10 protein-coding genes are annotated in these 13,006 nt (G+C 71.8%); 3 read left to right on the forward strand and 7 right to left on the reverse strand.

What is annotated here, in order from left to right; genetic code table 11:
• Positions 1-45: 45 nt before the first annotated feature.
• A complete protein-coding gene (locus ACFYP3_RS13815) occupies positions 46-2,493 on the reverse strand; it encodes a protein kinase (RefSeq protein ID WP_388831318.1) in 2,448 nt (815 codons plus the stop codon).
• Positions 2,494-2,654: 161 nt separating this feature from the next.
• Positions 2,655-4,361, reverse strand: coding sequence for a glycerol-3-phosphate dehydrogenase/oxidase (locus ACFYP3_RS13820; RefSeq protein WP_388831320.1), 1,707 nt, complete (start codon positions 4,359-4,361; stop codon positions 2,655-2,657).
• 230 nt (positions 4,362-4,591) lie between these two features.
• Here ACFYP3_RS13820 and ACFYP3_RS13825 point away from each other — a divergent pair, with 230 nt between their 5' ends.
• Both ACFYP3_RS13825 and ACFYP3_RS13830 read left to right on the forward strand, forming a co-directional pair.
• Positions 4,592-5,821, forward strand: coding sequence for a nucleotide sugar dehydrogenase (locus ACFYP3_RS13825; protein ID WP_030710418.1), 1,230 nt, complete (start codon positions 4,592-4,594; stop codon positions 5,819-5,821).
• A gap of 119 nt (positions 5,822-5,940) precedes the next feature.
• Positions 5,941-6,414, forward strand: a complete 474-nt coding sequence (locus tag ACFYP3_RS13830; protein ID WP_388831322.1) for a hypothetical protein — start codon at positions 5,941-5,943, stop codon at positions 6,412-6,414.
• A gap of 75 nt (positions 6,415-6,489) precedes the next feature.
• On the opposite strand, the gene ACFYP3_RS13835 is transcribed toward ACFYP3_RS13830, so the two are convergent.
• The 4 genes from ACFYP3_RS13835 to ACFYP3_RS13850 form a co-directional block, all read right to left on the reverse strand.
• Positions 6,490-7,614 (reverse strand): GuaB3 family IMP dehydrogenase-related protein, encoded by a 1,125-nt coding sequence (locus tag ACFYP3_RS13835; RefSeq protein ID WP_388831324.1) that lies wholly within the window; start codon positions 7,612-7,614, stop codon positions 6,490-6,492.
• 309 nt (positions 7,615-7,923) lie between these two features.
• Positions 7,924-9,423, reverse strand: coding sequence for an IMP dehydrogenase (gene guaB, locus ACFYP3_RS13840; protein WP_365478460.1), 1,500 nt, complete (start codon positions 9,421-9,423; stop codon positions 7,924-7,926).
• 114 nt (positions 9,424-9,537) lie between these two features.
• Positions 9,538-10,167: a sigma-70 family RNA polymerase sigma factor gene (locus ACFYP3_RS13845; RefSeq protein ID WP_388831327.1), complete on the reverse strand. Its 630-nt coding sequence runs from the start codon at positions 10,165-10,167 to the stop codon at positions 9,538-9,540.
• Between the two features lie 348 nt (positions 10,168-10,515).
• Positions 10,516-11,127 (reverse strand): response regulator transcription factor, encoded by a 612-nt coding sequence (locus tag ACFYP3_RS13850; RefSeq protein WP_003948568.1) that lies wholly within the window; start codon positions 11,125-11,127, stop codon positions 10,516-10,518.
• Between the two features lie 389 nt (positions 11,128-11,516).
• On the opposite strand from ACFYP3_RS13850, the gene ACFYP3_RS13855 reads away from it, so the two are divergent.
• Positions 11,517-11,843, forward strand: a complete 327-nt coding sequence (locus ACFYP3_RS13855; RefSeq protein ID WP_030710411.1) for a WhiB family transcriptional regulator — start codon at positions 11,517-11,519, stop codon at positions 11,841-11,843.
• A 185-nt stretch (positions 11,844-12,028) separates the two neighbouring features.
• Here ACFYP3_RS13855 and ACFYP3_RS13860 read toward each other — a convergent pair whose 3' ends face one another.
• A complete protein-coding gene (locus tag ACFYP3_RS13860) occupies positions 12,029-12,928 on the reverse strand; it encodes a LysR family transcriptional regulator (RefSeq protein WP_388831329.1) in 900 nt (299 codons plus the stop codon).
• Between the last annotated feature and the right edge of the window lie 78 nt (positions 12,929-13,006).

Here is a 13,006-nt window from a genome sequence, read left to right on the forward strand (position 1 = left end):
GCCCCGCTGACACGATACGTCGCCGGGGGCGCCCGCGTCCCAGGGTCAGCCGAGCGGCTGGAAGGTCTCGAAAGCGGTGTTGCGCATCTGGGTGCACTCGGCGCCGTCCCACTGGTCGGCGGCGCAGCTGATCATGATGGCGTAGCCGTGCGTGGCGTCCAGCTTGAAGCCGCGGTTGAGCACCCGGACCGTCATCCCCTTCTGCTCGCGCTCGAACTCCCAGTCCGCGACGGTCGGATAGCCGCGGTAGTCCACCACGTCGATCCGCAGCTGCCGGTATCCCTTGCTGCTGCCGGACACGCCGGGGACCGACTTGAGCCACGCGAGGCGGGCGTCGTCGCCCGGCTTGCCGGTGTAGTCGACCTGGATCCGCGGGAAACCGCCGCTTTCACGGGCGTATATGCCGCCGGAGTTGTCGCCAGCTATGTCTATCTGCTTGAAGCCCTCGGGCATCGCCATCGAGAAGTGGAAGCCCAACTCCGTCACCAGGGCGTATCCCGCCGGGAGCGCGGCCCCGCCGGCGCCGCCGGAGGTGGCGCCCTGGCCCGAGCTTCCGCCCTGCCCCGAGCTGGCGGCCGGGGACTGCCGGCCCTGGCCGGGCTCGCCGCCCGTACCCGTGGTGGTGCCGGTGCCGGTGCCCGCACTGCCGTTGCCGGCCGTATCGCCGGTGTTCCCCGAGGGCTTCGGTGATTCCTGCTTGTTGGGGGCGGAGGCGCTCGGCTGCCCGCCCTTGCCCTCGTTCTTGGCACCCTTGTCGTCGCCGCTCATGGCGTAGGCGATCAGCGAGCCGACCACCGCCAGCACCACGACCACGGCCGCTATCGCGAGCGCGATGGTCCGCCGGGGCATGACGTCGGTGAGCGGCGCCACGACGGGGGACGGCTTGGCCTTCGGCGGCTCTGCGGCCGAGACGGCCGTCGTGGCCGCCGCGGCGGTGGCCGCCTTGCGGGCCGACTTCAGTGCGGCGCGGGCGCGTTCGCGCTGCTCGCGCTCGCGGCGTTCGCGTTCCTTCTTCGCCGCCTTCTCGGCAGCCTTCTCGGCCGCCTTCTCCACGGCGACCTTCTCCGCGGCCGCCTTGGCGTCCGCGAGCGATATCTGCCGGGTCTCCTCGGCGGCGGCCGGGGCGGCCACGGGGGCCGGCACCGGCTCGGGCGCGTTGATCACGGCGGTGAGCAGGGCCCGTGCGCGGGCGTCGTCGAGCCGCAGCGCGGGGTCCTTGACCAGCAGGCCGTAGATGACCTCGGCCAGCGGGCCGGCGTTCTTCGGCGGGTCCACCGGCTCGGTCATCACCGCGGTGAGGGTGGCGAGCGCGGACCCCTTGTCGTACGGGGGCACTCCCTCGACCGAGGCGTACAGCAGGCCGCCGAGCGACCACATGTCGGCGGGCGGGCCGGGCTTCTGGCCGCGGGCGCGCTCGGGGGAGATGTAGGAGGGGGCGCCGACGAGCATGCCGGTGGAGGTGACGGAGGGGTCGCCTTCCACCTGCGCGATGCCGAAGTCGGTGAGGACGACACGGCCGTTGCCGGCGATGAGCACGTTGGAGGGCTTGACGTCGCGGTGGAGGATGCCCTGGCCGTGCGCGGCGCGCAGTACGTCGAGCACGGCGAGGCCGACCTCGGCGGCACGACGGGGGGTCAGCGGACCGTTCTCCCGTACGAACTCGGCGAGCGAGGGGCCCTCGATGAGCTCCATGACGATCCACGGCCGGCCGTCCTCGTCGACGACGTCGTAGACGGTGACGGCGCCGCCGCTGCGGATTCGGGCAATGGCCTTGGCCTCGCGGAGGGTACGGGTGATGAGGCGGCGCTTCTCGTCCTCGTCGACGCCGGTGCTGAAGCGGAGCTCCTTGACGGCGACCGTGCGGCCCAGGGTCTCGTCCTGGGCCCGCCAGACGGTACCCATGCCGCCCTTGCCGAGCACGGCTCCCAGCCGGTACCGCCCGGCCAGCAGGCGCCCCTCGTCCTGCCCGTCGCCGGCCGCCTTGGCCGCCGCGGCCTTGACGGCGGCCGCCATGGCATCCGCCTTCTCGACGACGGGATTGGCAGGCGCGGCCTTCCCCGGCTTCGCCCCGGCCACGGGCTTCGCGTCCTCGACCTCCGCCGCCGCGGGCACGGCCTTGCTCAACTTCGGCTTCGCGACCGCCGGCTCGGCATCCTCGGGCTCGGCCTTCGCGCCGTCAGGCTCCGCCGCAGGCGCGGCCTTGGCCTCGGCCTGCTCACCGCTCGGCTTCGCCGCCCCGGCAGGCGCGGCCTTCGCGTCGTCAGGTTCCGCCGCGGGCTCGGCCTCCGCGTCGTCAGGCTCCCCCGCGGGCGCGGCCTTGCTCAGGTTCGGCTTCGGCTTCGGCTTCGCGCCGGCCCGCTCCTCACGGCCGAGCTCCGCCGCAGGCGGCCCGGCAGGCGTCCCGGAAGGCGCGCGGCCAGCCGAAGACTTCGCACTGTCAGGCGTCGCCGCAGGCGACCCCGCAGGTGACTCGGTGTGCTCCGGCTTCGACATGCGTCCCCTCTGCGATCCTGCCGCTGCTCCGCCTGCCCCGGCGGCTGAACGACCCGGCGGCCGGGGCCCGCGATAACCCGCCCCGGCAGAACCCTCATTGTTCCTCACTCCGCAACGGACGGACCCCCCGGGTCCGCGGTTCCCCTTCGCGTATTCCGGAGTTACAACGGAACGATGTCGGGCGCCCCCAGCCGCGCCGCGTCCGCGGTCTGGTCGTCGGGCTGGCGCTGCGACTCCCGCTCCGCCTGGACCCGCTTCTCGTAGTGCTCCACTTCCTTCTCGATCTGCTGCTTGTCCCACCCCAGCACCGGAGCCATCAACTCCGCGCACTCCCGCGCCGACCGCGTCCCGCGGTCGAAGGTCTCGATGGAGATCCGGGTCCGCCGCGTCAGCACGTCGTCCAGGTGGCGCGCCCCCTCGTGCGAGGCCGCGTAGACGATTTCCGCCCGCAGGTAGTCCTCCGCCCCGGTCACGGGCTCGCGCAGTCCCGGATCGGCGGCGATGAGGTCGAGCAGTTCCTCGGTCAGCGACCCGAACCGGTTCAACAGGTGTTCCAGCCGCGCCACGTGAAGTCCCGTCCGGGCCGCCATCCTGGCCCGCCCGTTCCACAGCGCGCGGTACCCCTCCGCCCCGACCAGCGGGACGTCCTCCGTCACGCACTCCGCCACCCGCTGGTCCAGCCCGTGCACGGCCTCGTCGACGGCGTCCTTCGCCATCACCCGGTACGTCGTGTACTTGCCTCCGGCCACGACCACCAGCCCGGGCACCGGGTGCGCCACCGTGTGTTCGCGCGAGAGCTTGCTCGTCGCGTCCGACTCTCCGGCCAGCAGCGGCCGCAGGCCCGCGTACACGCCCTGGACGTCGTCGCGCGTCAGTGGCACCGCCAGCACCGAGTTCACGTGCTCCAGCAGGTAGTCGATGTCCGCGCTGGACGCCGCCGGGTGGGCCTTGTCCAGGTCCCAGTCGGTGTCCGTGGTCCCCACGATCCAGTGCCGCCCCCACGGGATGACGAACAGCACCGACTTCTCGGTCCGCAGGATCAGCCCGGTACTGGAGTGGATCCGGTCCTTGGGCACGACCAGGTGGATGCCCTTCGAGGCCCGGACGTGGAACTGCCCGCGCTCCCCGATCAGCGCCTGGGTGTCGTCCGTCCACACCCCCGTCGCGTTGACCACCTGCTTGGCGCGGATGGCGTACTCACCGCCGCCCTCCACGTCCCGCACCTGTGCGCCGACCACCCGTTCGCCCTCGCGCAGGAAGCCGATCACCCTCGCCCGGTTGGCGCAGTGCGCCCCGTACGCCGTGGCCGTGCGCACCAGGGTGGTGACGTAGCGCGCGTCGTCCATCTGGGCGTCGTAGTACTGCAGGGCCCCCACCAGGGCGTCCTTGCGCAGGGCCGGGGCCACCCGCAGGGCGCGCTTGCGTGACAGGTGCCGGTGGACCGGCAGGCCGCGTCCGTGCCCGCTGGAGACCGACATCGCGTCGTACAGCGCGACGCCCGCGCCGGCGTACAGCCGCTCCCAGGCCTTGTGCTGCAAGGGGTACAGGAAGGGCACCGGCTTGACCAGGTGCGGGGCGAGCCGCTCCAGCAGCAGGCCGCGCTCCTTCAGTGCTTCCCGTACGAGGGCGAAGTCGAGCATTTCCAGGTACCGCAGGCCGCCGTGGATCAGCTTGCTGGACCGGCTGGAGGTGCCCGACGCCCAGTCCCGCGCCTCCACCAGGCCGGTCGACAGGCCTCTGGTGACCGCGTCGAGCGCGGTGCCGGCGCCGACCACGCCCGCGCCCACCACCAGCACGTCCAGTTCCCGCTCGGCCATCCGGGCGAGGGCCTCGGCCCGCTGCGCCGGCCCCAGTGTCGCTGTCCTCACGGCTGCCTCCCGTTGGTGCGGGTGAGATCCCGCTCACATGCCCCCGTTTCACGATTCTGACCGCCCGCACCCACATCAGCCACCGCCTGTGGACAACACAACGATGACCTTCGCCCCGGAATGCGACATATCTGTCATATATACGCCTAGTCTGACATTGCGCCAGCTCCCCTGCCCCCTGGAGAACTTGCGCGGCAGCCCCCTCATGTCAGGGAAGGGACGGCACCCCCATGCCCGCAGATCTCGCCGTCATCGGACTCGGCCATCTCGGCCTCCCACTCGCCCAGGCGGCCGTAGCCGCCGGGATCGAGACGGTCGGCTACGACAGCGGTCCGGTCACGGACTCCACCCTCACCGCCGCCGAGATCCGCCGCATGTCGGCGGCCGGCTTCCGGGTGACCACCAACCCAGCCGAGCTCGGCAGGGTCCGCACGGCAGTCATCTGCGCCCCCACCCAGCTCGGCGCCGACCGCGCACTGGACCTCTCCGCCATCGGCGAAGCCGGCCACGCGCTCGCCGCCCGGCTGCGCCCGCACACCACCGTGATCCTCGAATCCGCCGTGCACCCGGGCGTGACCGAGGACTACCTGCGCCCGATCCTCGAAGCGGGCTCGGGCCTGCGGGCCGGCCGGGACTTCCACCTGGCCTACTCCCCCAGCCGCCACGACCCCGGCAACCGGACCCACGGCATCGCCAACACCCCCAAGGTGATCGGCGGCCTCACCCCGGCCTGCACCGAGTCCGCGCACGCCTTCTACGCCCGCCTCACCGAGAAGGTGGTCCGCGCCCGCGGGCTGCGCGAGGCCGAGACCGTCCAGCTCCTCGAAACGAACTACCGGCACGTCAACATCGCCCTCATGAACGAGATGGCGGTCCTGTGCCACGACCTCGGCGTCGACCTGTGGGACGTCATCCGCTGCGCCGAGACCAAGCCGTACGGCTTCCAGGCCTTCCGCCCCGGTCCCGGGGTCGGCGGCCACGGCGTCCCCCTCGACCCGAACTACCTCCCCCACACCACCCGCACCCCCGGTCACCCCCTGCGCATGGTCGGCCTGGCCCAGGAGATCAACAACCGGATGCCGCAGTACGTCATCCAGCGCTCGGCCACCCTGCTGAACGAGCACGGCAAGTCGGCCCGCGGCGCCCGCGTCCTGCTCCTGGGGGTCACCTACAAGCCCGACCTCGCCGACCAGGAGGGCTCCCCGGCCCGCGAGATCGCCAGCCGTCTGCTCGACCTGGGGGCCCTGATCAGCTACCACGACCCGTACATCACGGGCTGGCGGGTCCGGGACCAGCCGGTCCCCCGCGCCGAGTCGTTGTACGAGGCGGCGGCCAACGCCGACCTGACGATCCTGCTCCAGCACCACCGCACCTACGACCTGCAAGGTCTTGCCGTGAAGGCCCAGTTGCTGCTGGACACGCGCGGCGCCAGCCCGGTGGGCGCGGCCCACCGCCTCTGACGGCCGGGAAATCCTCCCTGTGAATGTCCGACGGGACTGCTAGCCTGCGGCGTCACTTATCTCGCACATACGTCCCCAGGACACGTGTGCCCCACGAATCCCTGGGGGGGATTTCCCGCATGAGCCAGAACTTCACGCCGCCCGCGCCCGACTCCTTCAGCCCGGCGCCCGCCCCGGCCCCGGCGCGCACCGGCAACTTCGGTCTCGGCATCGTCGCGGCCGTCGTCGCGGCCCTCGTCGCGGCGGCCGCGTACGGCGGCATCATGAACGCCATCGACCGCGAGATCGGCTACGCCGCGATCGGCGTCGGCCTCCTCGTCGGTCTCGCCGCCGGCAAGGTGGGCGGCCGCAACCCGATCCTGCCCGTGGTCGCCGTCGTGCTCTCCCTCGGCGCCGTTTACCTCGGCCAGGTCTTCTTCATCGCGCTGGCGGTCGCCGACTACGGCAACGTCGGCGTGGGCGAGGTCATCAGCGAGGTCGGCGTCGGCGGTCTGAACGACCTCTGGAAGGAGAGCGCGGACTTCATGTCCTTCGTCTTCCTCGGCATCGGCGGCTTCGCCGCCTTCGGCGCGGCCAAGAAGGTCAGCGACTGACCGGGCCGCACCGCGTACGCCGGAGGGCCGGCACCCCCCACGGGGTGCCGGCCCTCCGGCGTACGGGCGGAGCGGTCAGCGGCTGTGCTGCGAGTCCGCGATGGTGACCTCGACCCGCTGGAACTCCTTGAGCTCGCTGTAGCCGGTGGTGGCCATCGAGCGGCGCAGCGCGCCGAAGATGTTCATCGACCCGTCCGGGCTGTGCGAGGGACCGGTGAGGATCTCCTCGGTGGTGCCGACCGTGCCGAGGTTGACCTTCTTGCCGCGCGGCACGTCCTCGTGGACGGCCTCCATGCCCCAGTGGTTGCCCTTGCCGGGCGCGTCGGTGGCACGGGCCAGCGGGGAGCCCATCATCACGGCGTCCGCGCCGCAGGCGACGGCCTTCGGGATGTCGCCCGACCAGCCGACGCCGCCGTCGGCGATGACGTGCACGTAGCGGCCGCCGGACTCGTCCATGTAGTCGCGGCGGGCCGCGGCCACGTCCGCGACGGCGGTCGCCATCGGGACCTGGATGCCGAGCACGTTGCGCGTGGTGTGCGCGGCGCCGCCGCCGAAGCCCACCAGGACGCCCGCGGCGCCGGTGCGCATCAGGTGCAGGGCCGCCGTGTAGGTGGCGCAGCCGCCCACGATGACCGGGACGTCGAGCTCGTAGATGAACTGCTTCAGGTTCAGCGGTTCCGCGGCGCCCGAGACGTGCTCGGCCGACACGGTGGTGCCGCGGATCACGAAGATGTCCACGCCCGCGTCGACGACGGCCTTGGAGAACTCGGCGGTGCGCTGCGGAGAGAGCGCGGCGGCGGTGACGACGCCCGAGTCGCGCACCTCCTTGATCCGCCGGCGGATCAGGTCCGCCTGGATCGGCGCGGAGTAGATCTCCTGGAGACGGCGGGTGGCGGACTCCTCGTCGAGCTCCGCGATCTCGTCGAGCAGCGGCTGCGGGTCCTCGTACCGGGTCCACAGGCCTTCGAGGTTCAGCACGCCGAGGCCGCCGAGCTCGCCGATGCGGATCGCGGTCTGCGGGGAGACGACCGAGTCCATGGGGGCGGCCAGGAACGGGAGCTCGAAGCGGTACGCGTCGATCTGCCAGGCGATCGAGACCTCCTTCGGGTCCCGGGTCCGCCGGCTCGGGACGATGGCGATGTCGTCGAACGCGTACGCCCTGCGGCCGCGCTTGCCGCGCCCGATCTCGATCTCAGTCACGTGTGGTGGCCTTTCCTCTGGGTCTGCCCGTCCAGTATCCCCGAACCCCGGGGGCGCGCGTTCCGGTGACCGCTGTACGGACGAGCGGCCCCACGCCGAAGGGGCGGGCCCCGGTCTTCCGGGCCCGCCCCTCCGGTCGGCCGACTAGGTCGTCTCTTTCGGATCTTGCCGGTCAAGCCCGCGTCGTCCGGTGCCGTGCATCGGCGTGTTGGCGGGGCGCCCTCGTACTGGACGTACTGGGGTGCTCCGCCAACGCGGCGAGGTGCGGTGCCGGGCGGCGCGGGCGAGGCAAGATCCGGAAGAGACGGACTAGCCCTTGCGGGAGTAGTTCGGTGCTTCCACCGTCATCTGGATGTCGTGCGGGTGGCTCTCCTTGAGGCCCGCCGAGGTGATCCGGACGAAGCGGCCCCGGTCCTGCAGCTCGGGGACCGTGCGGCCGCCGACGTAGAACATCGACTGGCGCAGGCCGCCGACGAGCTGGTGCACGACCGCGGAGAGCGGGCCGCGGTACGGGACCTGGCCTTCGATGCCCTCGGGGATGAGCTTGTCGTCGCCGCCCACGCCCTCCTGGAAGTAGCGGTCCTTGGAGAAGGAGCGCTGGTCGCCGCGGGACTGCATGGCGCCGAGCGAGCCCATGCCGCGGTAGGACTTGAACTGCTTGCCGTTGATGAAGAGCAGCTCGCCCGGGGACTCCTCGCAGCCCGCGAGCAGCGAGCCGAGCATCACCGTGTCGGCGCCCGCGACGAGCGCCTTGGCGATGTCGCCGGAGTACTGGAGGCCGCCGTCGCCGATGACCGGGACGCCGGCCGCCTTGGCGGCGAGCGAGGCCTCGTAGATGGCCGTGACCTGCGGGACGCCGATGCCGGCGACGACGCGGGTGGTGCAGATGGAGCCGGGGCCCACGCCGACCTTGATGCCGTCGCAGCCGGCGTCGATCAGCGCCTGGGCGCCGTCGCGGGTGGCGACGTTACCGCCGATGACGTCGACGGTGGAGTTCGACTTAATCTTGGCGACCATGTCGCCGACCAGGCGCGAGTGGCCGTGGGCGGTGTCGACGACGATGAAGTCGGCGCCCGCCTCGATCAGGGCCTGGGCGCGCTCGTACGCGTCGCCGGCGACACCGACGGCCGCGCCGACGAGCAGCCGGCCGTCCTTGTCCTTGGCGGCGTTCGGGTACTTCTCGGCCTTGACGAAGTCCTTGACCGTGATGAGGCCCTTGAGGATGCCCGCGTCGTCGACCAGCGGAAGCTTCTCGATCTTGTGGCGGCGCAGCAGCTCCATGGCGTCGACGCCGGAGATCCCGACCTTGCCCGTGACCAGCGGCATCGGGGTCATGACCTCGCGCACCTGGCGGCTGCGGTCCGACTCGAAGGCCATGTCGCGGTTGGTGACGATGCCGAGGAGCTTGCCGGCGGCGTCGGTGACCGGGACGCCGGAGATGCGGAACTTCGCGCAGAGCTCGTCGGCCTCGCGCAGCGTCGCGTCCGGGTGCACCGTGATCGGGTCGGTGACCATGCCGGACTCGGAGCGCTTGACCAGGTCGACCTGGTTGGCCTGGTCGACGATGGAGAGGTTGCGGTGCAGCACGCCCACGCCGCCCTGGCGGGCCATCGCGATGGCCATGCGGGCCTCGGTGACCTTGTCCATGGCCGCGGACAGCAGCGGGACGTTCACGCGGACGTTCTTGGAGATGAGGGAAGAGGTGTCGATCGCGTCAGGCGACATGTCCGACGCGCCCGGCAGCAGCAGCACGTCGTCGTAGGTCAGTCCGAGCGTGGCGAATTTGTCGGGCACTCCGTCGGCGGTCATGACACCTTCCCAAATGGTCTTGCTCAGCGCGGATGTCCATGCTAACGGGATCCCGACGCGTCTCATTCCACGACCAAGGTCAAGCAGAAGTTTCGTCGCTTCCTACGACTGCGCCTACTGCTCGGCGAGTGCCCGCAGCCTGCTGAGCGCCCGGTGCTGTGCCACGCGCACGGCTCCGGGGGACATGCCGAGCATCTGCCCGGTCTCCTCCGCGGTCAGCCCGACGGCCACCCGCAGTACGAGGAGCTCGCGCTGGTTCTCCGGCAGGTTGGCCAGCAGCTTCTTGGCCCAGGCGGCGTCGCTGCTGAGCAGCGCCCGCTCCTCCGGGCCCAGCGAGTCGTCGGGCCGCTCCGGCATCTCGTCGGAGGGCACGGCCGTGCTGCCGGGGTGCCGCATGGCGGCCCGCTGCAGGTCGGCGACCTTGTGCGCGGCGATGGCGAAGACGAAGGCCTCGAAGGGCCGCCCGGTGTCCCGGTAGCGGGGCAGGGCCATCAGGACGGCGACGCAGACCTCCTGCGCCAGGTCCTCCACGAAGTGACGAGCGTCACCCGGGAGCCGCGACAGTCGCGTGCGGCAATAGCGGATCGCGAGGGGGTGCACGAAGGCGAGCAGGTCGTGCGTGGCCTGCTCGTCGCCCTCGACCGCCCTGCGTACGAGCGCGCTGACACCCCCGGAACTACCGCCCTTGGCGGCGCCGGTGGGGCCTGTGGCCGCGGGGGACCCCAGGGCCTCGTCGTCGCGCATCAATCCATGGTGCCTTGGCGCCGGAGCATCCGCGGCACCGTGGCCCTTGTTGTGCATCGAAGCGTTATGAGCGGGTGCGCCTGAGCTCGTCATCTGCGCCCTCCCCTCCCGCTCGGCCGAATAGTCTCCGAGAGACTCCACACCCTCAAGGATGCGGCATCGCGCACGAAGCGAGACGTCCCCCGGATTGTGCCCCGCCAACCCCCGGGTGCGCACCGGGTACGGCGGGACAGGGCTACACCGGAATCGAGGGCGGCGCGCCGCCCCGTCCGCCCCTGGCGGACGGGACCGCTCTCGACGATCCGCGGTCTGCGGCGGACCCGTCCGGGCCCGGCCCGGACCTGCGGGTCAGCGGACCAGACCCCAGCGGAATCCGAGCGCCACGGCGTGCGCCCGGTCCGAGGCGCCGAGCTTCTTGAACAGCCTGCGGGCGTGCGTCTTGACCGTGTCCTCGGAGAGGAAGAGCTCGCGCCCGATCTCCGCGTTGGACCGGCCGTGGCTCATGCCCTCCAGTACCTGGATCTCGCGCGCGGTGAGCGTGGGCGCGGCGCCCATCTCGGCCGAGCGGAGCCGGCGCGGGGCCAGTCGCCAGGTCGGGTCGGCCAGGGCCTGGGTGACCGTGGCCCGCAGTTCGGCGCGCGAGGCGTCCTTGTGCAGGTAGCCGCGGGCGCCGGCGGCGACCGCGAGGGCCACGCCGTCCAGGTCCTCGGCGACCGTCAGCATGATGATGCGGGCTCCGGGGTCGGCCGAGAGCAGCCGACGGACCGTCTCCACACCGCCGAGCCCGGGCATCCGTACATCCATCAGAATCAGGTCGGAGCGGTCGGCACCCCAGCGGCGGAGGACTTCCTCGCCGTTGGCAGCCGTCGTCACACGCTCGACGCCGGGCACGGTGGCAACCGCGCGACGGAGCGCCTCTCGGGCAAGCGGGGAGTCGTCGCAGACGAGGACGGATGTCATGACCGCCCTCCGCAGCTGCTGATGCGCGTCACCTTGAGCCTCCAGGCTGGTACGTATCGTCACCTGTGCGGTCGATGCCCCCGGACACCTGTCCGAGAACTTGTTGGTTCAACCGCCTTCGCACTCTCAACGATGGTCACTCGAAAGAGTTACGGGTCGGACGGACACCTTCGGCACTCTACGTGAGGAAGCGATCACGGCGTCGACGCCACAAGCCACGCGTCCTCCATCTGGAGCTATGCCCTATTTGGCGGCTTTCCTTCCGTTTGGCACGTGTCTGAGGCTAGATTCCCAATGAGTCATATTTACATCTACTCCGACAGTAGGTGTGGAGACCCTTGGAGACATCGACCGTATCCGCCTCAGTACCGGCACCAAGAGGACTACCAATGGCAGATTTCTCCCGCCTCCCCGGACCGAACGCCGACCTCTGGGACTGGCAGCTGCTGGCTGCCTGCCGCGGGGTCGACAGCTCCCTCTTCTTCCACCCGGAAGGCGAGCGGGGCGCGGCCAGGAGCGCGCGCGAGGCCTCGGCTAAAGAGGTCTGCATGCGATGCCCGGTCCGCGCGGAATGTGCCGCGCACGCACTCGCCGTCCGCGAGCCCTACGGAGTGTGGGGAGGCCTGACCGAGGACGAACGCGAGGAACTGATGGGCCGCGCCCGGCACCGTCTGATCCCCGCCTCGAGTGCGATCGGGCCGATCGCTCCGGACTGAGCGCTCGACGAAACGTCCGAAGGAACGTTTCTGCGAATCACTTGCACGCCCGGGCGTGTCGCCTCCCGGCCCGGAGTTCACCCGTTCGGCCGTACGCACCCGGCTGAGTGTGTGCGTACGGCCGGTTGCGTGGCGCTCCCGGGGCGAGCACGGGGGTCACCGGGCCGGTCCGCCCGGCGCGGTCGTCAGCGCCTGGCGGCCCGCTCCAGCTGGGCCAGGGTCGCGGCCACCGCCGGCACCCGGGCCAGGTCGGGCAGGGTCAGCGCCACGACCTCCCGCTCGACGGCCGGCTCCACGACGACCGTGCTCACGCCCTTGGCCCGTACGGACTCCACCGCGAGCTCCGGCAGCACCGCCACGCCCAGCCCCGCGCCGACCAGGCCGACCACCGCCGGATAGTCGTCGGTGGCGAAGTCGATGCGCGGGGTGAAGCCCACGCCCTCGCACACCTCCACCAGATGGCGGCGGCAGCGCGGACAGCCCGCGATCCAGGGCTCGTCGGCCAGCTCCGCCATGCCCACGCGCTCCGCCCCGGCCAGCCGGTGCCCGTCCGGGACGAGCCCGACGAGCCGGTCCGTCAGCAGCGGCCGGACCACGAGGTCCTCCCACTCCGCGGCGGAGCCCGCGGCCCCGCCGTAGCGGAAGGCGAGGGCCAGGTCGCAGTCGCCCTCGCGCAGCATCTCCACCGAGCGCGGCGGCTCCGCCTCGACCAGCGAGATCCGGGTGCCGGGGTGTTCGGCGCGCATCGCCGCGAGCGCGGTCGGCACCAGTGTGGAGCTGCCGCTGGGGAAGGACACGAGGCGGACCCGGCCGGCGCGCAGCCCGGCGATGGCCGCGACCTCCTCCTCGGCGGCCGTCAGCCCGGCCAGGATTCCGGCGGCGTGCCGGACCAGGGCCTCACCGGCCTGGGTCAGCCGCATCTCGCGGCCGGTGCGGATGAGCAGCGGCGTGCCGGCCGACTGCTCCAGCGCCTTCATCTGCTGGGAGACGGCGGGCTGGGTGCAGCCGAGCTCGCGGGCGGCGGCGGAGAAGGATCCGGTCCCGGCGACGGCGCGCAGAACCCGGAGATGACGTGCCTCGATCACCCTTCGATCATAAGCCCTGCTTTGATTGCCAAGCGAATCCCTCGGGGAAACTTTGGGTCTCAGGCGCCGCTAGCGTGT

This window comes from Streptomyces sp. NPDC005533 (genome assembly GCF_042871845.1).
GTDB lineage: Bacteria > Actinomycetota > Actinomycetes > Streptomycetales > Streptomycetaceae > Streptomyces.